This window comes from Micromonospora musae, assembly GCF_003626545.1.
Classification (GTDB): domain Bacteria; phylum Actinomycetota; class Actinomycetes; order Mycobacteriales; family Micromonosporaceae; genus Micromonospora; species Micromonospora musae.
Window position 1 is genome coordinate 499,852 of sequence record NZ_RAZS01000006.1, and the last position, 23,513, is coordinate 523,364.

20 protein-coding genes are annotated in these 23,513 nt (G+C 73.3%); 10 read left to right on the top strand and 10 right to left on the bottom strand.

What is annotated here, in order from left to right; all coding sequences use genetic code 11:
* On the bottom strand, positions 1–822 hold the full coding sequence (locus tag D7147_RS19700) for an SURF1 family cytochrome oxidase biogenesis protein (RefSeq protein WP_233563223.1): 822 nt from the start codon (positions 820–822) through the stop codon (positions 1–3).
* A gap of 163 nt (positions 823–985) precedes the next feature.
* Between D7147_RS19700 and D7147_RS19705 the strand changes: the two genes are divergently transcribed.
* Together D7147_RS19705 and D7147_RS19710 are read left to right on the top strand one after the other, a co-directional pair.
* Positions 986–2,386 carry a cobyrinate a,c-diamide synthase gene (locus D7147_RS19705; protein WP_120679715.1) on the top strand — a complete coding sequence of 467 codons (1,401 nt, stop codon included), beginning with the start codon at positions 986–988 and terminating at the stop codon, positions 2,384–2,386.
* Positions 2,383–2,952, top strand: a complete 570-nt coding sequence (locus D7147_RS19710; protein ID WP_120679718.1) for a GNAT family N-acetyltransferase — start codon at positions 2,383–2,385, stop codon at positions 2,950–2,952. Before D7147_RS19705 ends, D7147_RS19710 begins: the two co-directional genes overlap by 4 nt.
* Before the next feature lie 103 nt (positions 2,953–3,055).
* Here D7147_RS19710 and D7147_RS19715 read toward each other — a convergent pair whose 3' ends face one another.
* Positions 3,056–5,182, bottom strand: a complete 2,127-nt coding sequence (locus D7147_RS19715; protein ID WP_120679720.1) for a transglycosylase domain-containing protein — start codon at positions 5,180–5,182, stop codon at positions 3,056–3,058.
* Positions 5,183–5,314: 132 nt separating this feature from the next.
* Here D7147_RS19715 and cobC point away from each other — a divergent pair, with 132 nt between their 5' ends.
* The 3 genes from cobC (at position 5,315) to cobA (ending at position 8,923) form a co-directional block, all read left to right on the top strand.
* Positions 5,315–6,478 (top strand): Rv2231c family pyridoxal phosphate-dependent protein CobC, encoded by a 1,164-nt coding sequence (cobC, locus tag D7147_RS19720; protein WP_120679722.1) that lies wholly within the window; start codon positions 5,315–5,317, stop codon positions 6,476–6,478.
* Positions 6,478–7,587, top strand: coding sequence for a nicotinate-nucleotide--dimethylbenzimidazole phosphoribosyltransferase (gene cobT / locus D7147_RS19725; RefSeq protein ID WP_120679724.1), 1,110 nt, complete (start codon positions 6,478–6,480; stop codon positions 7,585–7,587). Before cobC ends, cobT begins: the two co-directional genes overlap by 1 nt.
* Before the next feature lie 79 nt (positions 7,588–7,666).
* A complete protein-coding gene (gene cobA / locus D7147_RS19730; protein WP_120679726.1) occupies positions 7,667–8,923 on the top strand; it encodes a uroporphyrinogen-III C-methyltransferase in 1,257 nt (418 codons plus the stop codon).
* A gap of 77 nt (positions 8,924–9,000) precedes the next feature.
* Here the strand turns inward: cobA and otsB are convergent, their stop codons facing one another.
* Together otsB and D7147_RS19740 are read right to left on the bottom strand one after the other, a co-directional pair.
* Complete coding sequence (gene otsB / locus D7147_RS19735) at positions 9,001–11,562, bottom strand: trehalose-phosphatase (protein WP_120679927.1); 2,562 nt, start codon at positions 11,560–11,562, stop codon at positions 9,001–9,003.
* Between the two features lie 35 nt (positions 11,563–11,597).
* A complete protein-coding gene (locus D7147_RS19740) occupies positions 11,598–12,998 on the bottom strand; it encodes an alpha,alpha-trehalose-phosphate synthase (UDP-forming) (RefSeq protein ID WP_120679728.1) in 1,401 nt (466 codons plus the stop codon).
* A gap of 350 nt (positions 12,999–13,348) precedes the next feature.
* Here D7147_RS19740 and ettA point away from each other — a divergent pair, with 350 nt between their 5' ends.
* The 4 genes from ettA (at position 13,349) to D7147_RS19760 (ending at position 16,933) form a co-directional block, all read left to right on the top strand.
* Entirely contained in the window at positions 13,349–15,025 is a 1,677-nt protein-coding gene (gene ettA / locus D7147_RS19745; RefSeq protein WP_120679730.1) for an energy-dependent translational throttle protein EttA, read from the top strand.
* Positions 15,026–15,027: 2 nt separating this feature from the next.
* Positions 15,028–15,474: an acyl-CoA thioesterase gene (locus D7147_RS19750; protein WP_120679732.1), complete on the top strand. Its 447-nt coding sequence runs from the start codon at positions 15,028–15,030 to the stop codon at positions 15,472–15,474.
* 23 nt (positions 15,475–15,497) lie between these two features.
* Positions 15,498–16,217: a serine/threonine-protein kinase gene (locus tag D7147_RS19755; RefSeq protein WP_120679929.1), complete on the top strand. Its 720-nt coding sequence runs from the start codon at positions 15,498–15,500 to the stop codon at positions 16,215–16,217.
* Positions 16,218–16,348: 131 nt separating this feature from the next.
* Positions 16,349–16,933, top strand: a complete 585-nt coding sequence (locus D7147_RS19760) for a type III secretion system chaperone family protein (RefSeq protein ID WP_120679734.1) — start codon at positions 16,349–16,351, stop codon at positions 16,931–16,933.
* Between the two features lie 208 nt (positions 16,934–17,141).
* On the opposite strand, the gene D7147_RS19765 is transcribed toward D7147_RS19760, so the two are convergent.
* The 3 genes from D7147_RS19765 to D7147_RS19775 form a co-directional block, all read right to left on the bottom strand.
* Positions 17,142–17,561, bottom strand: a complete 420-nt coding sequence (locus D7147_RS19765; protein WP_120679736.1) for a globin — start codon at positions 17,559–17,561, stop codon at positions 17,142–17,144.
* 229 nt (positions 17,562–17,790) lie between these two features.
* Complete coding sequence (locus tag D7147_RS19770; RefSeq protein WP_120679738.1) at positions 17,791–19,203, bottom strand: MFS transporter; 1,413 nt, start codon at positions 19,201–19,203, stop codon at positions 17,791–17,793.
* Positions 19,204–19,442: 239 nt separating this feature from the next.
* Positions 19,443–20,495, bottom strand: a complete 1,053-nt coding sequence (locus tag D7147_RS19775; protein WP_120679931.1) for a mechanosensitive ion channel family protein — start codon at positions 20,493–20,495, stop codon at positions 19,443–19,445.
* Between the two features lie 341 nt (positions 20,496–20,836).
* Between D7147_RS19775 and D7147_RS19780 the strand changes: the two genes are divergently transcribed.
* Positions 20,837–21,370: an HNH endonuclease gene (locus D7147_RS19780; protein ID WP_120679740.1), complete on the top strand. Its 534-nt coding sequence runs from the start codon at positions 20,837–20,839 to the stop codon at positions 21,368–21,370.
* A gap of 11 nt (positions 21,371–21,381) precedes the next feature.
* On the opposite strand, the gene D7147_RS19785 is transcribed toward D7147_RS19780, so the two are convergent.
* The 3 genes from D7147_RS19785 to D7147_RS19795 form a co-directional block, all read right to left on the bottom strand.
* A complete protein-coding gene (locus D7147_RS19785) occupies positions 21,382–22,242 on the bottom strand; it encodes a class F sortase (RefSeq protein ID WP_120679742.1) in 861 nt (286 codons plus the stop codon).
* Positions 22,243–22,254: 12 nt separating this feature from the next.
* Entirely contained in the window at positions 22,255–22,791 is a 537-nt protein-coding gene (locus D7147_RS19790; RefSeq protein WP_233563225.1) for a hypothetical protein, read from the bottom strand.
* Positions 22,792–22,923: 132 nt separating this feature from the next.
* Entirely contained in the window at positions 22,924–23,403 is a 480-nt protein-coding gene (locus D7147_RS19795; RefSeq protein WP_120679744.1) for an Lrp/AsnC family transcriptional regulator, read from the bottom strand.
* Positions 23,404–23,513 lie beyond the last annotated feature (110 nt).

A 23,513-nucleotide genomic window follows, 5' to 3' on the forward strand; every position in this document is an offset into this window, starting at 1 on the left:
TCAGGCCGACGTGCTCGGCATCGGCTCGGCGGCCCGGTCGAGCGGCCTGTCGTCGAGGCCGGCCCCGCGGCGGGCCTCCCGACGCGCCGCCCAGCCGTAGCCGAAGAGCGTCATGACGGCGAAGAGCCACCACTGCACGATGTAGCCGAGGTTCTGCCAGTTGTTGGTGTGCCCCACCGGCACCGCCTTGAAGACCGGGTCCGCCGCCGGGGTCTGCTCGTCGAGCAGCACGTACGCGCCGTAGATCGGGTACGGGAGCTCGGGCGCCAGCCGGGAGACGGCGATCCGGCGGGTCTCCAACCGTCCGTCGCGCCGTACCACCGAGTCGGGGCGGCTCTCACTCTCGTGCAGCCGGCCGACCACCGTCACGTCGCCACCGGGAGCGGCGGGAACCTCCGGCCGCGCGAGCGCCCCGCCCGGCGCCGGCGGGATCCAGCCCCGGTCGACCAGCACCGCGCTGCCGTCGGGCAGCACGAGCGGCGTGACCACCTCGAACCCGACCTGGCTGTCCACGGTGCGGGTGCGGACCAGGACGGTGTTCGTCGCGTCGTACCGGCCGGTGACGGTGACCCGGGTGTAGACCTTCTCCTTGGCCGGGGCCGGGCCGGTCGTGCCCGCACCGCCGCTGGGGCCGGGCATCGCGTCCCGCAGCGGGGCCGGAGTCATCCGCTGGCCCGCGTCGATCCGCTCATTGATCTCGGTGCGCCCCTGGTAGCGGTGCAGCTGCCAGTTGGCGAGGAAGACCATCACCACGGCGGCGACCAGGGCCAGCGCCAGATAGCCGAGCCAGCGCGGGGTCAGCAGGAACCGGTACACAGCCACGAGGCTACTCGTATGACCGGCACCACTGCCCGCGACCGCCCGGCTGCGGGCCGCGACAGCCCGTTGCGCGTCGCTCGTCCATCGGCGTGGGCCGGTATCGTCACCGGGCGGACCGCTCCCACGGGCCCGCAAATGCGTACCCGCCGCACGCGAGGAGTCGATGATGACCGTCGTGCCGCGCCTGGTGCTCAGCGCGCCGTCCTCCGGGCATGGCAAGAACGCGCTGGCCATCGGGTTGCTCGCCGCGTTCGCCGACCGTGACGTCCAGGTCGCCGGTTTCAAGCTCGGGCCGGACCGGGTCGACGCCGCCTACCTCGGCCTCGCCGCCGGCCGTCCCGGGCGCACCCTCGACCCCCTCCTGGTCGGCGCCGACCGGCTCGCCCCGCTGGTGGCGCACGGCGCCGCGGGCGCCGGGCTCGCCGTGGTCCAGGGCAGCATGGGGCTGTACGACAGCGTCACCGGCCGCCCCGAGCACGACTCCGCCGCCGCCGTGGCGACCGCGCTGCGCAGTCCGGTGGTCCTGGTCGTCGACGTGGCGGCGACGGGGCAGTCGGTGGCCGCCCTGGTGCACGGCTTCCGGTCGTTCGACGAGCAGCTCTGGCTCGGCGGCGTGATCCTCACCCGGGTGGCCTCGTCCCGGCACGAGACGATGCTGCGGGAGGCGCTGGACGACATCGGCGTGCCGGTCTACGGCGCGTTGCGCCGGCAGGACCTGCCCGGGGTGCTGCCCGACCGCCGGCACGGGGTGGTGCCGGCGTTCGACGGCTCGGGCGAGGCGAGCCGGGCGGTACGCCGCCTGGGGGAGGCGGTCGCCGCGACCGTGGACCTGGAGCGGCTGCTCGGGCTGGCCCGCTCCGCCCCGCCGCTGCCCGCGGTGGCGTGGTCGCCGGCGGAGGCGCTGGCCGGCGCGGTGTCCCCGGCGGACCGGCCGCTGGTCGCGCTGGCCGGCGCACCGGGCGGCAGCTACAGCACCCCGGAGACGGCCGAGCTGCTCCGAGCGGCCGGCGCCGAGGTGGTGACGCTCGATCCCCTGCGCGACGAGGCGTTGCCGCCCGGCACCCGGGCGCTGATCGTCGGCGGGGCGCTCCCCGAGTCGTACGCCGAGCAGCTGTCGGCGAACCGGCGGCTCTGCATCGCGGTCGCCGAGCTGGCCCGCACCGGCCGGCCGGTGATCGCCGAGGGGGCCGGCATGCTCTGGCTGGCGCGGGAGCTCGACGGGCTGCCGATGTGCGGGGTCCTGGACGCGGTGGGCGCCAGCCGGGACGGCCTGGTCATCGGCTACCGGGAGGCGACGGCCCGCACCACGAGCGTGGTCGCGTCGGAGGGCGCGGTCGTGGTCGGGCACAAGGAACACCGCGCGGTGCTCACCCCGAGGGCGGGTCAGCGCCCGGCGTGGAGCTGGGAGGGGGGCTCGGCGGAGGGCTTCGTCTGGCGTAACGTGCACGCCTCGCAGCTCGCGCTGCACTGGGCCGGGCATCCCGAGATCGCCTCCCGACTGGTGGCCGCGGCGGCGGAGCCGCTTCCCGAGACGGTTTCGGCCGGGCCGGGCGGGGTGCCGGCGTGATCGGCCAGGTCGCGGTACGCCGCTTTCCGACGCTGACCGTCTCCACGCCCCGTACCGAGGTGCGGCAGCTCGGCGACGTGGACGCGGTGGCGACCGGAGAGATCTTCGCCGACAAGTTGACCCGGCGCTGGCTGCCGCTCGCCGACGACTCCGGCCCGATCGACGGTCTCGCCTGGTGCACCGACCTGGCCCGGCAGCGCCGCGACAGCGGCGACGGCGACCACTACGGGGTGCTCCGCCGGGAGGACGATCGGCTCGTCGGCTGCCTCTGGACCCGGCGTACCGACTGGGGCGCCCGGCTCACCGAGATCTCGTACGCGATGGCGCCGCAGGCGCGGGGCTTCGGGCTGGCCGCCGAGGCGGTGGACGCGCTGGCCATCGCGCTGATCCTGGAACACGGTTTCCAGCGGGTGGAGCTGCGGGTGGCGCCGGGCAACACGGCGTCGCGCCGGGTGGCCGAGAAGGCCGGCTTCAGCTACGAGGGCCTGCTGCGCAACGCCGGCTACGTCCGGGGCGCCCGAGCCGACCTGGAGGTCTGGTCCTTCGTAGCCGCCGACCTCCACTGACTCCGTATGCGTTGATCAAGAGGTTCGCGTCACGAACCAACCGCCTTCTGACGCGAACCTCTTGATCAACCCGGTCGGGCAACCGGCGGGTGGTGGGTGGGGGTCAGCCGACTATGGCGTCGCTGGGTGGGGTGAACTGGCGGGTGGGTTTGCCCTTCAGGCCGTCGCGCAGGGTCTCCGCCACGGCGCTGATCGGGATCTGCGACTGGCCGTCGCCGACCGCATTGAACGGGTTGTCCGGATCGGAGATGAAGCTCGCCGCGGCCAGCTCCGGCGTGTAGCCGACGAACCAGGCGGACCGGGTGCTGTCCGTGGTACCCGTCTTGCCGGCCACCGGTCGTCCGACGGTGCCCCGCACGCTGTCCGCGGTCGACCAGCCGCCGCAGCCTCCTCGCGCCGGGGTGTCCCCGGTGGGGCAGCGGGCCGCGTCGGTGGCCGCCCGGGCGGCGTCGGCCGTGACCACCTGCCGGCAGCGCGGCTTGGCGACCTCCCGGCTGATCCCAGAGGCGGTCGAGTACGTCGTCGGCGTACCGTCCCGGTTGAAGATCCCCTGCACCGGGATCGCCTCGCAGTACATGCCGTCCGCCGCGATCGCCGCGTAGGCGTTCGCCATCTCCAGCGGGGTGGCGTCGGAGACGCCCAGGGTGAACGCGCCCCACTTCTTCACCTTGGACGGGGAGGCCTGCTCCCGGTCGACGTCGGTGCGCCAGCGCAGTCCGAGCTGTTCGGCGAGGCGTACCGCCTTGTCCGCGCCGACCCGCTCCTCGAGCCAGACGAAGTAGGTGTTGACGGACTTGCCGAAGCCGGACCACATGGTCTGCATGCCGGACATCGCGCCGCTCGCGTTCGTCGGCGCCCACCCGTCGTAGATCGCCGACTGATACCGGTGCGGCGCGTTGAACGAGGTGGAGAGCGGCATCCCCGCGTTGAGCGCGGCCAGCATCGGGAACATCTTGAAAGTCGACCCGGCCTGGTAGCCCGGCAGGTCACCACCGCCGAGCAGCGGCGCCACGGTGTTCGGGTAGTTCGCCTTCACCTTCGGCCCGGCCTCCGGGTTCGAACTCAGCGGGTTCTCGGCCAGGTCCAGCGAGTACGTCCGGTTCACCGCCATCGCCTTGACCCGGCCGGTGCCGGGCTCGCTGAGCACGATGCCGTTGGCGAACGGGCTGCCGGTGCCGGCCCCGAGGTTCTTCTGGGCCGCCTCCTGGATCTTCGGGTCGATGCTGAGCACGATCCGGTAGCCACCGCGACGCAGCTTGTCCATCCGCTCCAGCCGGTTCTCCCCGAACGCCGGCTGCGCGCTCCACCAGTTCTTCACGTAGTCGCAGATGAAGCCCCAGCTGTTGTACTTCTCCGGCACGGCGGCGCAGTCGTTCGGCGGGTCGGTGAGCTTGAGCCGGATCGGCTCGCCCTTGGCCGCCGTGGCCGCGTCCGGGGAGAGGTAGCCGAGCTGGCTCATCCGGTCGAGGACGTAGTTGCGCCGGGCGGTGGCCTCCTTCTGGTCGGAGGTCGCGGGGTCGTACTGGCTCGGGGACTTCACCAGCCCGGCGAGCGTCGCCGCCTCGACCGGGGTGAGGTCCTTCGGCGTCTTGGAGAAGAAGATCTCGCTGGCCGCGTAGATGCCGTACGCCCGGTGCCCGAAGTACGCCGAGTTCAGGTAGCGCTCGATGATGTCTTCCTTGCTGAGTTCCTTCTCCAGGTCCATCGCCAGCCGCATCTCCCTGATCTTGCGCAGGCTGGTCTGCTGGGTGGCCTCCTGGACCTCCTTGGGCGTCGTCGCGCTGTCCCGCAGGGCCATCCGGACGTACTGCATGGTGAGGGTGGACGCGCCCTGGGAGACCCCGCCGGAGCCGGCGTTGGCGACGAACGCCCGTACGACGCCCTTCGGGTCGACGCCCTTGTGCTGGTAGAAGCGCGAATCCTCGGCGGCCACGATGGCCTGCTGGATGTTCGGCGACATGTCCGACAGCTTCGTGTACTGCCGGTACTCCTCGTAGAACATCGTCAGCACGGTCTTGCCGTCGGGCAGGTAGAGGTAGGAGGTCTCCGCGGGGAGGGCCTTGGTCAACAGCTTCGTCTTGTGCTCGGTGGCGTGCGCGGTGGCCTTCGCGCCGAGTCCGGTGACGGCGACCATGGGATAGGCGAGGGCGGCGATCACGATGCCGGCGATCAGCCCGGCGCGGAGTAGTGGGACGGCACGACCAGCGGAGGCAAGGGGTCGGTTGCTCACAGGGTCAAGCTATGACATTTCCGATTCGGAAATGAGAAGAATTCATAAACGGCCGTACGGCGAGCGAGTGGTGATGCGGCCCACGCCGTCACCGGCTGTCCCCTGCGCCGCCTTCCCGGCAGGATCGCGGGCATGCGTGGTCAGCCGAGCGGAACCCTGTCGGGCGTCGAGGAGAACCCGCGGGCCGACGAGCCGGCCGGTCAAGACGTACCGGTGGCCCGCACCAGCCACTTCGCGGCGACTTCCCACCCGGAGCCCGACCTCGGCCACCACGGCGACGCGGAGGTGGGGGAGGGGCTGGTGGACCTCGCGGTGAACGTCCGCCGGGCGCCGCTGCCGCAGTGGCTCGCCGGGCCGATCACCGATTCCCTGGCCGATCTCGCCCGCTATCCGGACGCCGCGTCGGCCCGGGCCGCGGTCGCCGCCCGGCACGGCCGCGACCCGGACGAGGTGCTGCTCACCGCCGGCGCCGCCGAGGCGTTCGTGCTGATCGCCCAGGCGCTGCGCGGCGTGCACCGCCCGGTGGTGGTGCACCCGCAGTTCACCGAGCCCGAGGCGGCGCTCCTGGCGGCCGGGCACCGGGTCGAACGGGTCCTGCTCGACGCCGCCGACGGCTTCCGGCTGGACCCGGGCCGGGTCCCCGCCGACGCCGACCTCGTGATGATCGGCAATCCGACCAACCCCACCTCCGTGCTGCACTCGGCGCCGGCCGTCACCGCGCTGGCCCGGCCGGGGCGGGTGCTCGTGGTCGACGAGGCGTTCGCGGACACCACCGCCGCCCCCGGTCACCCCGGCGAACCCGAGTCGCTGGCCACCCGCCGGGAGCTGCCCGGTCTGCTGGTGGTGCGCAGCCTCACCAAGACCTGGGGGCTGGCCGGGCTCCGGATCGGTTACCTGCTCGGCGCGGCGGAGCTGCTCACCCGGCTCGCCGCCGTACAGCCGCTCTGGCCGGTCTCCACCCCGGCGCTGGCGGCCGCCACCGCCTGCGCCGGCCCCGTCGCGGTCGAGGCCGAGCGCGCCATCGCCGCGCAGCTCGCCGCCGACCGCGACCACCTGGTCGCCCGGCTCGCCGACCTGCCGGGCGTACGCGTCGCCGGCCGACCGGCGAGCGCGTTCGTGCTGATCCACCTGCCGGGCGCGGCAGCGGTCCGGGCCGCGCTGCGCGCGCGTGGTTGGGCGGTACGCAGGGGCGACACCTTCCCCGGCCTCGGACCGGACTGGCTGCGGGTGGCCGTCCGGGACCGGGCCACCACCGACGCGTTCACCCGGGTACTGGGCGAGATCCTGGAGGCATGATGTTGGAGAGCACGATCGCGGCGATCGCACCGCTGCACGAGGCGGCCATGTCGGACGCCCGTGAGCTGCACGGGCGGCTCACGAAACCGGCCGGTTCCCTCGGCGCCCTGGAGGAGCTGTCGGTACGCCTCGCCGGCCTCGCGGGCAGCTGCCCGCCCCCGCTGCCCGGCGCCCCCGCGGTGGCCGTCTTCGCCGGCGACCACGGTGTGCACGCCCAGGGGGTGAGCCCCTGGCCGCAGGAGGTCACCGCCCAGATGATCGGCAACTTCCTGGCCGGCGGCGCGGTCGTCAACGCGTTCGCCCGCCAGGCGGGCGCCGCGGTGACCGTGGTCGACGTCGGCGTGGCCACCCCGATCCCCGGCTCGCCCGCCGACCCGCAGGACGCGCCGGCCGGCGGCGCGGCGGAACGGCTGGACCTGGCGGTGCCCCGGCTGGTCAGCGCCAGCGTCCGGCAAGGCACGCGGGACTTCACGGTCACCGCGGCCCTCACCCGGGACGAGGCGCGGGCCGCCGTGGAGGCGGGTATCCGGGTCGCCGAGGAGCTGATCGGGGCCGGGGCCGGCATCCTGCTCACCGGTGACATGGGCATCGGGAACACCACCCCCGCCGCCGCGCTGATCGCGGTCTTCACCGGCGCCGACGCGGCCGACGCGACCGGCCGGGGCACCGGCGTGGACGACCCGACGTACCGGCGGAAGGTCGAGGTGGTCCGGAGCGCGCTGGAGCGGCACCGGCCGGACCCGGCCGACCCGCTGGGGGTGCTGGCCGCGGTCGGTGGCCTGGAGCACGCCGCGCTGACCGGGCTGATCCTCGGTGCCGCCGCGCGCCGGGTACCGGTGCTGCTGGACGGGGTGATCGCGGGCTCCGCCGCGCTCGCCGCCGCGGCGTTCGCTCCCGACGCCGTCGGCGCGATGGTCGCCGGGCACCGCTCGGCCGAGCCCGGTGCCACGCTCGCGCTGCGGCGGCTCGGTCTCGAACCGCTGATCGACCTCGGTCTGCGCCTCGGCGAGGGCACCGGGGCGCTGCTCGCGCTGCCGGTGGTCACCGGAGCGATCCGGGTGCTGCACGAGGTGGCGACGTTCGACTCGGCCGGGGTGGCGGAGAAGTGAGGGCGTCGGCCGGCGTGGCGTCCGGGAGCGCCGGGCGTCGGTGCGCGCGGGGCGGCCGGCCCGGCGACGAGGTGACGAGGTGAGCGAGCGGGACGTCGCGCCGGGAGGTGCCGCCCCGTACCCCCTGGGCCTGCGCCTTCACCGGCGGCGAGTGGTCGTGGTGGGCGGCGGCGCGGTGGCGACCCGGCGCGTGCCGGCGTTGCTGGACGCCGGCGCGGACGTGCTGCTGGTCGCCCCGGAGCTGACGCCGGCCCTGCGCGCGCACGTCGACGCCGGCCGGCTGCGCTGGGAGGCGCGCCGGTTCGCCCCCGCCGACCTCGACGGGGCCTGGCTGGTCCAGGTGGCGGTGGACGACCCGGCCGCCGCCGCGTCGGTCAGCGCCGCCGCCGTCGAGCGGCGCATCTTCTGCGTGCGGGCCGACGACCGCGAGGCGGCGACGGCCTGGACGCCGGCGGTGACCCGGCACGGGCCGGTGACGGTCGCCGTGCTCGGCGGGGGCGATCCGCGCCGGGCGATGACAGTTCGCGACGCGGTGCGTGACCTGCTGGCCGCCCGGAGCGGCTCCCTTCCGACGGATCCGGCGGCGGCCGGCCGGAGCCGCCCGGGGGGCCGGGTCGCCCTGGTCGGCGCCGGTCCGGGGGATCCCGAGCTGATCACCGTGAAGGGGCTGCGGCTGCTCACCGAGGCGGAGGTGGTGGTCGCCGACCGGCTGGTGCCCGGGCTGCTCCTCGACGAGCTGCGCGCCGACGTGGAGCTGGTCGACGCCTCGAAGATTCCGTACGGACCGGCCCGCACCCAGGAGGAGATCAACCGGATCATCGTCGACCGGGCGCTGGCGGGGCGGTTCGTCGTACGGCTCAAGGGCGGCGACCCGTACGTCTTCGGTCGGGGCGGGGAGGAGCTGCTGGCGTGCGCGGCGGCCGGCGTGCCGGTGACCGTGGTGCCCGGGGTGACCAGCGCGGTCGCGGTGCCCGCGGTGGCCGGTGTTCCGGTCACTCACCGCGCGGTGGCGCACGAGTTCACGGTGGTGTCCGGGCACGTGGCACCCGACTCGCCGGACTCGCTGGTGCGCTGGGAGGCGCTCGCCGCGCTGCGCGGCACGCTGGTGATCCTGATGGGGCTGAAGAACCTGGCCGCGATCGCCGCGACCCTGCTCGCGCACGGGCGCCCCGGGCGAACCCCCGTCGCCGTGGTGCAGGAGGGGACCACCGGCGCGCAGCGGACGATCCGCTCGACGCTCGACACGGTCGCCGCCGACGTGACGGCCGCCGGTCTGCGCCCGCCCGCCGTGGTGGTGGTCGGGGACGTGGTCAACGCCCTGACCGCCGGAGCCTGACCTGGTCGCCGCCGAGCACACCGGATACGCGAACGGCGGCCGGAGGGATCTCCGGCCGCCGTTCTCCGGCGTTCAGCTCACTGCTTGAGCATGTTGTCGAGCAGCAGGGCACAGCGGACCAGCCCCAGGTGGCTGTAGGCCTGCGGGTGGTTGCCCAGCCCCCGCTCGGCGAGCGGGTCGTACTGCTCGGGGAGCAGACCCGTCGGCCCGGCGGTGTCGATCATCTGGGTGAAGAGCTCCTCGGCATCGGTGCGCCGACCGGTGCGCAGGTACGCCTCGATCAGCCACGCCGTGCAGATGTGGAAGCCGCCCTCCCGGCCGGGCAGACCGTCGTCCCAGTGGTACCGGTAGACCACCGGGCCGCTGCGCAGGTCCGCCTCGATCTTGAGGACGGTGGAGAGGAAGCGCGGGTCGTCACCCGGGAGCAGGCCGGAGAGGCCGATCCAGAGCGAGGAGGCGTCCATGTCCTCGTCGCCGTAGGCGACGCTGTACGCCTCGGCGTGCTCGTGCCAGCCGTACTCCAGCACGTTGGCGGCGATCCGGTCGCGCAGGTCCACCCACTCCGGGCGGTCCTGGCCGCCGTGCTGCCGCACGACGTGCAGCGCCCGGTCCACCGTCATCCAGCACATCACCTTCGAGAAGATGTGGTGCCGCGGTGGGAGGCGGGCCTCCCAGATGCCGTGGTCGGGCTCGTGCCAGCGTCGGCTGACCGCCTCGACCATCGACTCGAGCACCCGCCACTCCGTCTCCCGGACCGAGCCGCGCAGGTCGGCCACGGCGGCGATCAGGTCGGCGACCGGACCGAAGACGTCCAGCTGGAGCTGGTGGTTGGCGAGGTTGCCGACCCGTACCGGCCGGGAGCCGGCGTAGCCGGGCAGGGTGTCGATGACGGCCTCGGCGCCCAGCTCGTACCCGTCGACGGTGTAGAGCGGGTGCAGCCGCTCGGGGTGCCCGCCGGTGCGTTCGACGACGCCGTCGATCCAGCGCAGCAGCCCCTCGGCCTCCTCGGTCGAACCGAGGTCGACCAGCGACCGGGCGCTCAGCGCGGCGTCCCGCAGCCAGCAGTAGCGGTAGTCCCAGTTGCGTACGCCGCCCAGCTCCTCGGGGAGCGAGGTGGTCGCGGCGGCCAGGATCGAGCCGGTGGGCTCGTGGCAGAGACCGCGCAGCGTGAGCGCGCTGCGCACGACGAGGTCACGGGCGGTGTTGGGCAGCCGGAGCGTCGAGACCCAGTCCGTCCACGGCTGCTCGGCCGCGGCCTGCCGCTCGTGGATCGAGAGCCGGTGGTGCTCCAGGCTCTGCGTGCCGAAGCGCATCTCCAGCACGACCTGCCCGCCGACGGCGCGGAGGTCGACGACCGCCTTGGCGCTCTCGTAGACGCCGTCGCTGGTGATCTCCCACTCGACGCCGGGGGAGTAGAGCGCGATCGGCTCGTTCGAGCCGAGCACCAGCAGGCCGTCGTCGAGCGGTTGCAGCTGCACGGCGACCTGGCCGAACTCGGGCCGGGGGGCGAAGTCGATCCGCGCCCGCCCGGTGCCGCTGAGCACCCGGATCAGCGTCGAGTCGCCGCCCATGACGGCCGGCCCGTCCGGGGTGGTCTCGCTGGCGGGCGTGTCCAGCCAGTCGGTGACGGTCAGGCCGGACCAGCGGGTCTCCACGGTCATCGTGCCGGGACGGTAGCGCTGGCCCAGCGGGATGCCGCCCCGCTCGGGTGAGACGGTGAAGTGCCCGGCCGGGCTGCCACCGACCAGGTCGGCGAAGATCGCCGCCGAGTCCGGCTTCGGGTGGCAGAGCCAGGTGATCTTGGCTTCCGGCGTGACCAGGCCGACGGTGCGGCCGTTGGCCAGCATCGAGTGCCGCTCGATCGGCACCGCCCGCTCGCCGAAGAGCCAGTGCCGACGGGTCTCCAGCAGCAGCCCGAGGGCGCGGGCGGCCTCGATCGGCTCGGCGACCCGGTACTGGGCCTGGGTGTCGCCCGGGCCGATCTTGATGCCGACGTCCGGCCCGTGCAGGTTGCCGAAGGCGTTCTCGTCGGTGACGTCGTCGCCGATGAAGAGCACCGCGCTGGCGGAGAGCTGGGTACGCAGCTGGTCGACCGCCGTGCCCTTGTGGGTGGCGACCACCGAGAGCTCGATGACCTCCTTGCCCTGGGTGACGGTGACGCCGTCCCAGGTCGCGGGGCCGGTGCGGACCGCCTCGATGGCGGCCGCCGCGATCTGCGGGTCCAGCCCGCGGGTGTGCACGGCGACGCTGGCCGGCTTGCGCTCCAGCCGGACGCCGGGGTGGGCCGCGGCGATCTCGCGCAGCGCGTCCCGCAGCCGGGCGCGGATCTCGATCAGCTCGGGAGAGAGCCGCTCGACGAAGCCGATGTCGAACTCGGAGCCGTGGCTGCCGACCAGGTGCACCTCGCTGGGCAGCCGGGAGAGCGCGGCCAGGTCACGCAGCGCCCGACCGGAGACCACCGCCACGGTGGTCTGCGGCATCGCCGCCAGCGCGCGGATGGCGGCCACCGACTCGGGCAGGGGCACGGCCTTGCTGGGATCCTCGACGATCGGCGCCAGGGTGCCGTCGTAGTCACAGGCGATCAGGAGCTGCGGCACCCGGGCGATCCGGCCGATCGCGGTGCGCAGCTCCGGGTCCATGACGTCGGTGGCGACGCCACCGGGCAGGGTGGCGCTCACGCGGCCTCCGCCTCGGGGGCACCGAGCTCGGTGAGGAAGGACTGGGCCCAGTGACCCACATCGTTGGTACGCAGATGGCGTTGCATCGTCCGCATACGGCGGCGTGCCTCCGGCTTCTCGACATGCACGGCCCGCAGCAGGGCGTCCTTGACCGCGTCGGGGTCGTGCGGGTTGCACAGGAACGCCTGGCGCAGCTCGGTTGCCGCGCCGGCGAACTCACTGAGCACGAGTGCACCGCCCTGGTCGGCGCGCGATGCCACGTACTCCTTGGCCACCAGATTCATTCCGTCTCGCAGCGGGGTCACCATCATGACGTCGGCAGCGACGTACATCGCGGCCAGTTCGCTGCGACTGTACGACTGATGCAGATAATGCACCGCGGGTACGCCCACCCTGCCGAATTCGCCATTTATCCGACCAACCTCGCGCTCGACCTTGACGCGGAGAGCCTGGTAGTGCTCGACGCGCTCCCGGCTCGGCGTGGCGACCTGGACCATGACCGCGTCGGGAACGCTCAGTTTTCCGTCCGCCAGCAGCTCGCGGAAGGCCTTGAGGCGCAGCTCGATGCCCTTGGTGTAGTCGAGCCGGTCCACGCCCAGCACTATCGTCCGGGGGTTGCCGAGCTCCTCCCGGATCTCCTTGGCCCGGGCCTGGACCGCCGGGTCGGCGGCCATCCGCTCCATCTCCCGGGTGTCGATCGAGATGGGGAACGCTCCGGCCTTCACCTGCCGGCCGTCGACCTGGATCATCTGCCCCTCGTAGCGCAGCCCGAGCAGGTGCCGGGCCAGCCGGACGAAGTTCTGGGCGGCCAGCCGCTGCTGGAACCCGACCAGGTCGGCGCCGAGCAGCCCGCGCAGGATCTCGGTGCGGAACGGCATCTGCATGAACAGTTCGATGGGCGGGAACGGGATGTGCAGGAAGAAACCGATGCGCAGGTCCGGCCGCAGCTCGCGGAGCATCGCGGGGACCAGCTGGAGCTGGTAGTCCTGCACCCAGACCGTCGCGCCCTCGGCCGCCACGTCCGCCGCGGCCTCGGCGAACCGGGCGTTGACCAGGCGGTACGTCTCCCGCCAGCGGCGCTTGTAGACCGGGGTCTCCACGGCGTCGTGGTAGAGCGGCCAGATCGTCGCGTTGGACTGGCCCTCGTAGTAGCGCTCGAGCTCCTCGCCGCTCAGCGGCACCGGGTGCAGGTGGATGCCCTCCAGGTCGAACGGCTCCGGGGCGGCGCCGGTGCCGCCGGCCCAGCCGACCCAGGTGCCCTGGTGCTCGGCGAGGACGGGGTGCAGGGCGGTGACCAGCCCACCCGGGCTGCGCCGCCACTGCCGTCCCTCGGGTGTGCTCACCTCGTCGACCGGCAGGCGGTTCGCCACTACGACAAAGGAGCTGCGGACGGTCACGTTCGGCCACCTCCGGTGCTGGGCGGATCAACCGCATGGGCGTACTGAGCGTAGCTGCGAGGTCTTGGAGCCCGTGCCGGAGTTCCCTACCCGCTCCGCGCTCGCCGAATCTCGCCGGTGATCTTGCCAACAGCCGCGGCCCCGCACGACGCCGGGGCGGCGGTCCGTCCCGAGCTGCCGCGACGCGCGTGGGAACGCCAGGGCGGGGTGATGTGGGCGCTCCGTCGAATACCTGTCAGGATTGACGACGGCGTGCGTGCGGCCGGCCCGGCCGGTGTCGCGGGAGCTTCCGCCGCCCCCGCGCTCGCGCCGCCGGCTCCCAGTCGAAACCTACGGAGGTAGTCCACACCGTGGCCCAGTTCATCTACGTCCTGGAAAAGGCGCGCAAGGCGCACGGCGACAAGGTCGTGCTGGACAACGTGACGCTGAACTTCCTGCCCGGGGTCAAGATCGGTGTGGTCGGCCCGAACGGCGCCGGTAAGTCGAGCCTCCTCAAGATCATGGCAGGGCTGGACCGGCCGAGCAACGGCGAGGCCCGGCTTATGCCCGGCTTCACCGTCGGCATGCTCGCCCAGGAGCCGCCGCTCAACGACGCCAAGACCGTGCTCGGCAACGTCGAGGAGGCGGTCGCCGAGACGAAGGCGAAGCTGGAGCGGTTCAACAAGATCGCCGAGCAGATGGCGACCGACTACTCCGACGAGCTGATGGAGGAGATGGGCAAGCTCCAGGAGGAGCTGGACAACGTCGACGCCTGGGACATCGACTCCAAGCTCGAACTGGCCATGGACGCACTGCGCTGCCCGCCGCCGGACGCCGACGTCACCCAGCTCTCCGGTGGTGAGCGCCGTCGGGTGGCGCTCTGCAAGCTGCTGCTGGAGGCGCCCGACCTGCTGCTGCTCGACGAGCCCACCAACCACCTGGACGCGGAGAGCGTGCAGTGGCTGGAGCAGCACCTGGCCAAGTACGCGGGCACCGTCATCGCCATCACCCACGACCGGTACTTCCTCGACAACGTGGCCAACTGGATCCTCGAGCTGGACCGCGGCCGGGCCTACCCGTACGAGGGCAACTACTCCACCTACCTGGAGAAGAAGGCCGCCCGGCTCGCCGTCGAGGGCCGGCGCGACGCCAAGATGAAGAAGCGCCTCTCCGACGAGCTGGAGTGGGTCCGCTCCAACGCCAAGGCCCGGCAGACCAAGTCCAAGGCCCGCCTGGACCGCTACGACGAGATGGCCGCCGAGGCGGAGAAGACCCGGAAGCTGGACTTCGAGGAGATCCAGATCCCGCCGGGCCCGCGCCTGGGCAGCACGGTGATCGAGGCGCGCGACCTCAGCAAGGGCTTCGGTGACCGGCTGCTGATCGACGACCTGTCGTTCTCGCTGCCGCGCAACGGCATCGTCGGCATCATCGGCCCGAACGGCGTCGGCAAGACCACCCTGTTCAAGACCATCGTCGGGCTGGAGCAACCGACCGACGGCGAGGTCCGGGTCGGCGAGACCGTCTCGCTGTCGTACGTCGACCAGAACCGGCAGGGCCTGGACGGCGACAAGACCGTCTGGGAGGTCGTCTCCGACGGGCTGGACCACCTCATGGTGGGCAAGGTCGAGATGCCGTCCCGGGCGTACATCGCGGCGTTCGGCTTCAAGGGGCCGGACCAGCAGAAGCCGACCAAGGTGCTCTCCGGCGGCGAGCGGAACCGGCTCAACCTGGCGCTGACGTTGAAGATCGGCGGCAACGTGATCCTGCTCGACGAGCCGACCAACGACCTGGACGTGGAGACCCTCTCCAGCCTGGAGAACGCGCTGCTGGACTTCCCGGGCTGCGCCGTGGTCATCTCGCACGACCGGATGTTCCTGGACCGGGTCGCCACGCACATCCTGGCCTGGGAGGGCGACGACCAGAACCCGTCGAAGTGGTTCTGGTTCGAGGGCAACTTCGAGGCGTACGAGAAGAACAAGATCGACAGGCTCGGGGCCGAGGCGGCGCGCCCGCACCGGGTGACGTACCGCAAGCTGACCCGCGACTGAGCATGGCTGACCGGTTCGTCTACCACTGCGCCCTGCGCTGGTCCGACCTCGACGCCTTCGGTCACGTCAACAACTCGCGCTTCCTCACGCTCTACGAGGAGGCCCGAGTGGCGTTGATGTTCGCCGACGCCCGGGCGTGGGGGGTGGACTCGTTCGCGGAGGGCGTGGTGATCCGCCGCCACGAGGTCGACTACCTGCGCCCGGTCGACTACTCCCTGGACCGGGGGACGCGCGAGGCCGCGCCGACCGTACGAATCGAGCTGTGGGTGGAGGAGATCCGGGCCTCCCGGTTCACCGTCGCCTACGAGCTCTACGACGGCGAGACGCTGGCCGGGCGGGCCCGTTCGGTGCTGGTGCCGTTCGACCTGGGCCGGCAGGTGCCACGCCGGATCACCGAGCGGGAGCGGGAGTTCCTGCTGAACTACGCGCCGGCGGGCGGGTCCGCGTGACCCGCCCGGAGGCGGCGGGCTCGGTGGCCGGCGCCGGTGGCGGGCCGCCGGAACGCGCCGCCATCCCGAGCGGCGGGCACGGCATCGTCGGGTCGGCCGACGCCGGGGCGTTCCTGGCCCGGCTCGTCCGGCTGGACCGCTCCGCGCCGGTGCGGCTGCGGCCGGTCGGGGCGGACCGGATCGCCCTCTGGGCCCGCTTGCCGTGGCAGGTGCTGGTGGTGCGGACCGTGGCGGGTTCGGGCGGCGGTGACGTGGCCGTGGGGGCCGCTGATCTCCTCGCCGAGCTGGAACGCTCCGGTGCGGCGCTCCCGCCCCGCCGGGACGCACAGTGGCGCTGGCCGCTGCCTCCGGCGGCGAGCCGCCCGATCGAGGTCCTGCCCGCCGGCGAGGTGTGGCGGATCGCCCGGGCGGCGGCCGGCACCCTGCGGACGGCGAGCGAGCAGGGCGTGGCGGGCCGGGCGGTGGGGCAGCGGGCGCTGCGCGACGCCCTGCTCGACCACGTGGCCGTGCTGGTCACTCCTGACGACCCGCCGGGCCCTCCGGTCGAGGTGCCGCAGCGGCTGGTGCAGGGGCTCGTCCGGATGGGTTTTCTGGGCGCGCCGGAGCAGCCCGGACCGGTGGCCGACGTGCAGGTGCGGGTCGCGGGCCGATGGGTCGGCCTGGTGGGACCGTACGGAGCGGCTTGGTTGCAGAAAGGCACGGATCTTGCCGTGATGTCCCTCACGCCTCATCCGAACGGCTGAGCTGGGATCGTCCTTCTGGGTTGGGGCGGTCGTTGGGGGGATGCTTCAACTCGGCTGTCCGGGTACCGTCCATCCTCGGATCCAACGCACGGTAGGCGACTGGATCCGCTGGGGAGTGAGGTGCGCGAGCGATGCCGTGGTGGTCATGGCGCCCCGGTCCCGCCGACGGCGGCGAGCCGGAAACTCGAAGCGGGATCACAGTGGAGGGCACCGTCCGGGTCGGACCGCCGACCCAGCGCCAACCGGAAGACGACTGCAAGACCAACGACCGGTCCGTGCTCGCCGAGATTCCGGCGACCGTCGCGCCGGTCACCCTGAGCCGGGTCTGCGACGCGCTCGACCTGCTCGACGTGCGCTACCTGGCCGACGGCGACGGCAACCTGCTCGCCATGTGGGAGCGGCACGCCGTGCTGGTCACCCTCGAGGGGCCGGAGGACGAGATTCTGGTCATGCGGGCCCGTCCACACGCGACGGTGCCGCCGGACTGGGCCGACCGGGCCTACCGCGTGGTCAACGAGTGGAACCACACCCGCCGGTTCTGCAAGGCGTACGTCGGCGACCCCACCGAGCGTGGCCAGTTGCCCATCTACGCCGAGTTGCAGGTGCCGATGGGCGCCGGGGCGCACGACGCGCTCCTGGTCGAGATGCTCGACTGCGGTGCGGCGGTGGCCACGAGCTTCGTGGACTGGCTGCACGACGAGGGCGCGCTGCTCTGAGCCTCCGGGCCCGACGGTCCCCGCCACGGGCCACGGGCTCGGGGTGCCGACCAGGCGGCGGCCCGTCCGGCTCGGGCGGGCCCTGGCCCGGTGAGCGGCCCGGCCGCCAGGCGGCGCCTCCGGCTCGGGGCGGGCCCTGGCGGTGGGCCGCTGAGCGGTCCGGCCGCGACGGCGGGCGGCCCCGCCCGGTGGCGGGTACGCCCGCGGATCAGGCCGGGTCCTCCATCACGTTGACCATGAAGTACGCGGCGCGTTCCAGGTAGTCCCAGAGCGCGGTGGCGTGCTCCGCCGGCAGGTCGAGCCGATCGACCGCCCGGCGCATGTGGCGCAGCCAGGCGTCCCGCTCGGCCACCCCGACCCGGAACGGCGCGTGCCGCATCCGCAGTCGCGGATGCCCCCGCTGCGCGGAGTAGGTGTTCGGGCCGCCCCAGTACTGGATGAGGAAGAGGGTCAGCCGGTCAGCCGCCGGGCCGAGGTCCTCCTCCGGGTACATCGGGCGCAGCAGCGGGTCCGCCGCCACCCCGGCGTAGAACTCGTCCACCAGCTTGCGGAACGTGGGCTCGCCGCCGATCGCGTCGAAGAGGGTCTGCGACGGCCGGGAGCGCTCGGATTCGCCTGCGGGGTTCACCGCTCCATCCTGCCAGGCACCCGGCCGGCACCGGCACCGAGGAGACCGCTGGCGCTGTGCGTCCGGTCACCGCCGGCGAGCGGAGCGCGGCCCCGCCGAGCCTCCGCCCAGGGTCTGTTTGATCAGGCTCGCCGGCGCGGCCGGGAACGGTCCGGTGAAACAGACCCCGAAGGGCGGCCGGGCGTGGTGGTGTCGTGGCCGTGCCGGGCGGCTGGGCGCCTGCGGAGCTTCAGGTGACCGCGTGCCGTTCCCGCTCGCCGTCGACGGCATCGTCGCCCGGCAGGTCAGCCGCCGCCGGGGCCTCCGGACCGCCGGTGGAGCCGACCCGGCTCGCGTCGGCGGAGCGGTTCCGGGCCGCGCCGGCGCCTCCGCGTGAGGCGAGCGCGACGGCCGCCTCCACCGCCGGGCGGCTGGGCCAGCTCAGGCTGGCCACCAACATCAGCACGACCCCGGCGGCGCTCCACACGCCGACCACGGACGGGATGGAGAAACGTTCGGCGAGCACGCCGGTGACCAGTACCGCCAGCCCCTGGATCACCTGCATCCCGGTGGCCATCACGCCGAAGGCGCGGGCGCGGAAGGAGTCCGGCAGGACCTGGACGAAGAGCCCGTTCGCTGTCGGCAGCATGCCCGCGACGGCGAAGCCGCAGGCGGCGGCGAGCAGCGCCACCACCACCGGGGAGGGGTCGAGCAGGGCGGGCACCAGGGTCAGTGGGGCGAGTATGGCCAGCGGCCGCATCAGGGCCAGCCGCCGGGCCGGGCCGAAGGCGCGCCCGATCAGCAGCCCGCCGAGGACGAAACCGACCGGGTTGGCGGCCATGATGACCGCCTGCGCCAGGCCCGGATCCAGGTCGCCGCCGGCCTTCTGGTCCGCCCACGCCGCGGCCAGGCCCTCGGGCACGATCGAGAAGAGCATGGAGCTGAAGACCAGTACGGCGATAGCCCGCAGCACCGGGGTGCCGAACACGATCTGGAACCCCTCGGCGGTCTCCCGGAGCAGGTGGGTGCGGTTCGCCACGTCCAGCGCCGCGGACCGCTCGCGCACACCGAAGCGGAGCAGGGCCGCCGAGAGGGCGAAGGTGGCCGCGTTGATCAGCAGCGCGAAGGCCGGATCGAACTGGGCGATCGCGGCACCCACCAGGTAGCCGACCACCTGGGCCGCCTGACCGGCGCTGGCGTTGAGTGAGAGCCCGAGCACCAGCCGGTCGCCGGTGAGGATCTGCGCCATCAGCGCGGACTTCGCGGCCTGGCTCGGCGGGTTGGCCAGGGTCGCGAGGAAGAGCAGCGCCAGCACGACGTAGACCGGCAGGCCCGGAATGGCGATGAGCAGCATCAGCGCCATCCGGATCAGGTCGCACGCCACCATCACCCGCCGGTACGGGTGGCGCTCCGCGAGCGCGGCGAGCAGCGGGCCGCCGACCAGCCACGGCAGGAAGCTGACCGCGAAGGCGGTGGCGGAGAGCGCGACTGACCGGGTCTCCTGATAGACCAGCACGGTGACCGCGGCCTTGGCGAGATAGTCGCCGATCCAGGAGAGTGCACCCGCCGTGAAGACGGCCCCGAACTCCCGCTGGGCGAATACCTCGCGGAAGGTCGCCGGCCCTTCCGGAGAGGGTCGCTCGTCGGTCAACGTCGCCTCCATCGCTCCCGAGGGGGCAGGCCACTGGTGGCGGCGCCGGCTCGAGAACTCTCGTCAGATCTGCGGATCAGCGAGGACGCAACACGCTTCTGGCGGGAACACGTGCCCCGGATTCTGCCCGATCGTCTGACAACTGGCTAGGGCGAACGGATAGATCGTCGCATCTCCGACTGAACGAACGGACGATACCTGAGGGGCCGCGCGGCCCGCGACCCCTCCGTCGATGGACGGCCGAGAAAGACTCAGGTCGCTCCGCTCTGGCCGGTCTCACCGTCGGCCGGCGGCCGGGTCGGCATGCCGGGGAAGAGGCGGGCGGCGGCGATCTGCGCGGTGATCCCGGAGTTCTCCAGCGCCTCGGCGAGCCGGCGGCGCAGCTCCCGGCCGACCGCGAACTGGCCGTCCGCGGTCGTCTTCACCACCGTCCGGATCACGGCGCCGTCCACGGTCATCTGCTCCACGCCGAGCACCTCGGGCGGCTCGACGATCTCCGGGGCGAGCTCCGGATCCACCGCCACCGAGGCGGCCGCCGTACGCAGCACCGCCGTGGCCTCCTCCGTGCCGGCGAACCCGATCGGCAGGTCGACCACGACCAGTGCCCAGCCCTGGCTCTTGTTGCCGACCCGGACGATCTCGCCGTTGCGGATGTACCAGAGCACCCCCCGCCCGTCCCGGACGGTGGTGACCCGCAGCCCCACCGACTCGACCACCCCGGTCGCCTCGCCCAGGTCTACGGTGTCGCCGACGCCGTACTGGTCCTCGATCAACATGAAGAGGCCGGCCAGCAGGTCCTTGACCAGGCTCTGCGCGCCGAAGCCCAGTGCCACACCGGCGATCCCGGCGCTGGCCAGCAGCGGGGCCAGGTCGAAGCTGAACTCGCGCAGGATCATCAGCAGCGCGATGCCGAAGACGAACGCGGTGGTGAGGCTGCGCAGCACGGAGCCGATCGCCTCGGCCCGCTGCCGGCGCCGCTCCGGGACGAACTCGCCGGGCTCCGTCGCGGCCGTCGGCACCCGCTCGCGCAGCGGCCGGAGCATCGCCGGCACGCCCGCGTCACTGGTGGTGCGGACCAGCCGGTCGATCGTCTTGCGCACCGCCCAGCGGGCGATCACGGCGAGCAGCAGGATCAGGATGATCCGTAGCGGCTTGACGAGGATCCAGTAGCTGCCCTCGGCGAGCCAGCTCCAGTGGGTCGCCCGCCAGACGGCGTTGCACAACGCCTCGTTCAGGCACTCCGGGCTGGGGCTGTCGTCCGGGGGAGCGGCGGCGGCGAGGGCCGTCAGGGCAGAGGCAGTCACCTTGAATTCGTACCGCAAGACGTCGGCAGGTCCACGGCCGACCCACCGCCGGGCGGCGCCCGCGGCCCGGTTGCGGCGATCATCCGGAATCCGGGGGGTGGCGGAGGGCCCGAGGTGAGGTGGCGAGTGCCCGAACGGGCGGGGGCGAACCGGTCATCCTGGCATGGCCGGAAAATGCTTCACGAGGGACCCCGGATTAGTACGTGCAATCCGGGGTCCGATCAGGGACGATTGGCGCAACGGACGTCGGTGATCCGGCCGGCGTCGACCGTGGTGGCCGTCGTGCCCGTCCCCGGTCGGCGGCGCGCAGAAGGTGCCGCTGAACCGGGAGGGTGTGCGCGATGCCTGACATACGACCCACGGTGGGCTCCGGTGCGCTGGTCCTCAACGCCACCTACGAGCCGCTGTGCGTCGTGTCGGTGCGTCGGGCCGCGATCCTCGTCCTCTCCGCCAAGGCGGTCTGCGTCGCCGACGGCGAGGGCATCCTGCACAGCGCCCGAGACGCCCTCCCGGTGCCCTCGGTGGTCCGGTTGACCCGGTACGTCCGGGTGCCCTACCGCACCCACGTCGGGCTCTCCCGCCGGGCGATCTTCGCCCGGGACGGCTGGCGCTGCGCCTACTGCCGGGGGCCGGCGGAGACCATCGACCACGTCTTCCCCCGCAGCCGGGGCGGCCGGCACGCGTGGGAGAACGTGGTGGCCGCCTGCGCCCGCTGCAATCACACGAAGGGCGACAAGACCCCGGCCGAGCTGGGCTGGCGGCTGCACTCGGCGCCCGCTGCGCCGAAGGGGGCCGCCTGGCGGGTGCTCGGCCACCGGGCGCCCGACCCACGCTGGGCCGACTGGCTCGACCTGCGGGAGCCGGAGGCGGCCTGAGCCGACGAGCCTCACCGGCGCGCCGTCACCAGGGACGCGAAGACCACCACGTTGTCGGCGTAGCCGGTCGCCCCACCGACCCAGCGGCCACCGCAGGTGATGAGGCGCAGGTTCGGGCGGCTGAAGTCGCGGAAGACCTCCTCCACCGGCAGTTCGTTCTTGTCGAACCGCTGCACCGAGTTCACCTCGAAGACCGCCACGGTGCCGTCCTCCCGGGTCACCTCCACCCGGTCGCCGGCCCGCAGCTGCTTGAGGTCGTGGAAGACCGCCGGCCCGCTGGTGGTGTCCACGTGCCCGACGATCACCGCCGGGCCGTACTGGCCGGGGGTGGGGCCCTGGTCGTACCAGCCCGCCTCCTGGGCCCGTCCGGCGTCCGGCACCCCGATGCTGCCGTCCTCGGCGATCCCCACACTGTGCACCGGGGCCCGCACGTCGATCGTGTTGATGGAGAGCTCCGCCGGTCGGCTCGCCGGCAGCACCGGGAACTTCTTCGGCGGTGGGCGCAGACCCGCGCTGAGCTGGTCCGGTAGGACGCTGAGCCCGGTCACCCGTTCCACCCCGAGCATCGCGACGATCAGCACCATCAGCCCGGCGACGAGCAGCACCGGAAGACCCGGTCCGGCTCCCGCTCCGAGCCGGTGCCGCACTCGCGGACGCCCGGGCCGGGCCGGTAGCGGCGCCTTGCCCGGGTCGGCGGTGGCCACCCCGGCGGAGAGCGTGTGCCGGGCGACCCGGCCCAGCCGGCGCGAGGTACGCGCCGCCAGCCGGCCCGACGCGCGCAGCGTCGACCGGGAGGCGCGCAGCGTCGAGCGGGTGGCCGTCCGGAACGTGCTCCGGTCCGGTCGCCTCCGGCCTGCGGTCGGGCGGGCCATGGTGCCTCCGGGTCAGGAACCCGCTCCGCGACGGCGGCTGCCCGCCATGCCCAGCGCCACCGCGGCGCCGACGGCGGCCAGCCCGCCGACGAGCAGCAGGGTGCCGGTGCCGCGGCCCATGGCGGTGCCACCACCGCCGGTCGCCGGGCCCTTGCTCGGCTGGGCCATGTTCAGCACGGTCAGCGTGGTGGACGCGTTGTTGCCGTTCGGGCAGCGCAGGTTGACCGGGTAGTCGCCGGGCTCCTTGTTCTCCGGCACGGTCGCCGAGCCGGTCAGGAAGCCGTTGTCCGGTCGTACCGTCACCCGGCCGAACGCGTCCGACTCGACCTGCGCCTGCCGGTTGTTCGAGTTGTCGCAACTCGCCCGGATCCGTACCTTGTCGCCGGCCTGCACGCTGTTCGGCGTGACCTCGACGAAGACGTTCTCGCCCGCCCGGGCGGGCGCGGCGCCGACCAGGACGAACGACGCGATCAGGGCGAACGCCCCGAGCAGCCTGAGAATGGTCGACGGGGCGGGAAGCACCCCACCGTCCGGTCGCTGACCCCGCATGATCCTCCCTCCCGGCACCGGTGCACCGGTCCTGCTGGGGCGACCCGCGGTGTTTTCCCCCTGGTCTGCCGGCAAACCCGACCGCGCCGGCATCGGGACGTCCTCCGCCCGACGTGCGCCGGCCGTCGTCGGTCAGCGGCGGCGGCCGCCCGGGTCGGCGTCGGGGCCGGGGCCGCGCGGGAGCGGGGTGACCGGATGCCAGTCGAGCGGGGTGGAGAGCACCATCGTGCTGGAGGGCTGGCCGTACGGGGCGAGCCGGTCGATCACCCGCTCGAACTCGTCGATCGACCCGGCCGCCACCTTCAACATGCTGCACGCGTCGCCGGTGATCCGGTGGATCTCCAGGATCTCCGCCCAGGTGGGCACCTTCGGGTCGTGGAGGATGCAGCGCGACCCGTAGCAGGACATCCGGATCAGGGCCACCACGCTGCGTCCGGCCCGGGCCAGGTCGACGTGGGCGTGGTAGCCGGTGATCACGCCCGACTCCTCCAGTCGGCGTACCCGCTCCGCGACCGCGGGCGGCGACAGGTGCACGCGGCGGGAGAGCTCGCTGAAGGAGAGGCGGGCGTCGGCCTGCAGTTCGCGCAGCAGCGCCCAGTCCATGTCGTCCATGAGGCGACCTTACTTTCCTGAACCGGAATGGCCTTCACGCCTTCGGTCCGGCAGGCCGATTGCGGTCAGCCCCGTTGATCGCGCATTCCGCGAAGGTCGGCGGCGCGACA

Coding starts and splice junctions, on each gene's coding strand:
- D7147_RS19705 (WP_120679715.1), top strand. CDS start 986: ATGACCGTCGTGCCGCGCCTGGTGCTCAGCGCGCCGTCCTCCGGGCAT.
- cobC (WP_120679722.1), top strand. CDS start 5,315: ATGCGTGGTCAGCCGAGCGGAACCCTGTCGGGCGTCGAGGAGAACCCG.
- cobT (WP_120679724.1), top strand. CDS start 6,478: ATGTTGGAGAGCACGATCGCGGCGATCGCACCGCTGCACGAGGCGGCC.
- otsB (WP_120679927.1), bottom strand. CDS start 11,562: ATGGACCCGGAGCTGCGCACCGCGATCGGCCGGATCGCCCGGGTGCCG.
- D7147_RS19750 (WP_120679732.1), top strand. CDS start 15,028: ATGGCTGACCGGTTCGTCTACCACTGCGCCCTGCGCTGGTCCGACCTC.
- D7147_RS19760 (WP_120679734.1), top strand. CDS start 16,349: ATGCCGTGGTGGTCATGGCGCCCCGGTCCCGCCGACGGCGGCGAGCCG.
- D7147_RS19770 (WP_120679738.1), bottom strand. CDS start 19,203: ATGGAGGCGACGTTGACCGACGAGCGACCCTCTCCGGAAGGGCCGGCG.
- D7147_RS19780 (WP_120679740.1), top strand. CDS start 20,837: ATGCCTGACATACGACCCACGGTGGGCTCCGGTGCGCTGGTCCTCAAC.
- D7147_RS19785 (WP_120679742.1), bottom strand. CDS start 22,242: ATGGCCCGCCCGACCGCAGGCCGGAGGCGACCGGACCGGAGCACGTTC.
- D7147_RS19790 (WP_233563225.1), bottom strand. CDS start 22,791: ATGCGGGGTCAGCGACCGGACGGTGGGGTGCTTCCCGCCCCGTCGACC.
- D7147_RS19795 (WP_120679744.1), bottom strand. CDS start 23,403: ATGGACGACATGGACTGGGCGCTGCTGCGCGAACTGCAGGCCGACGCC.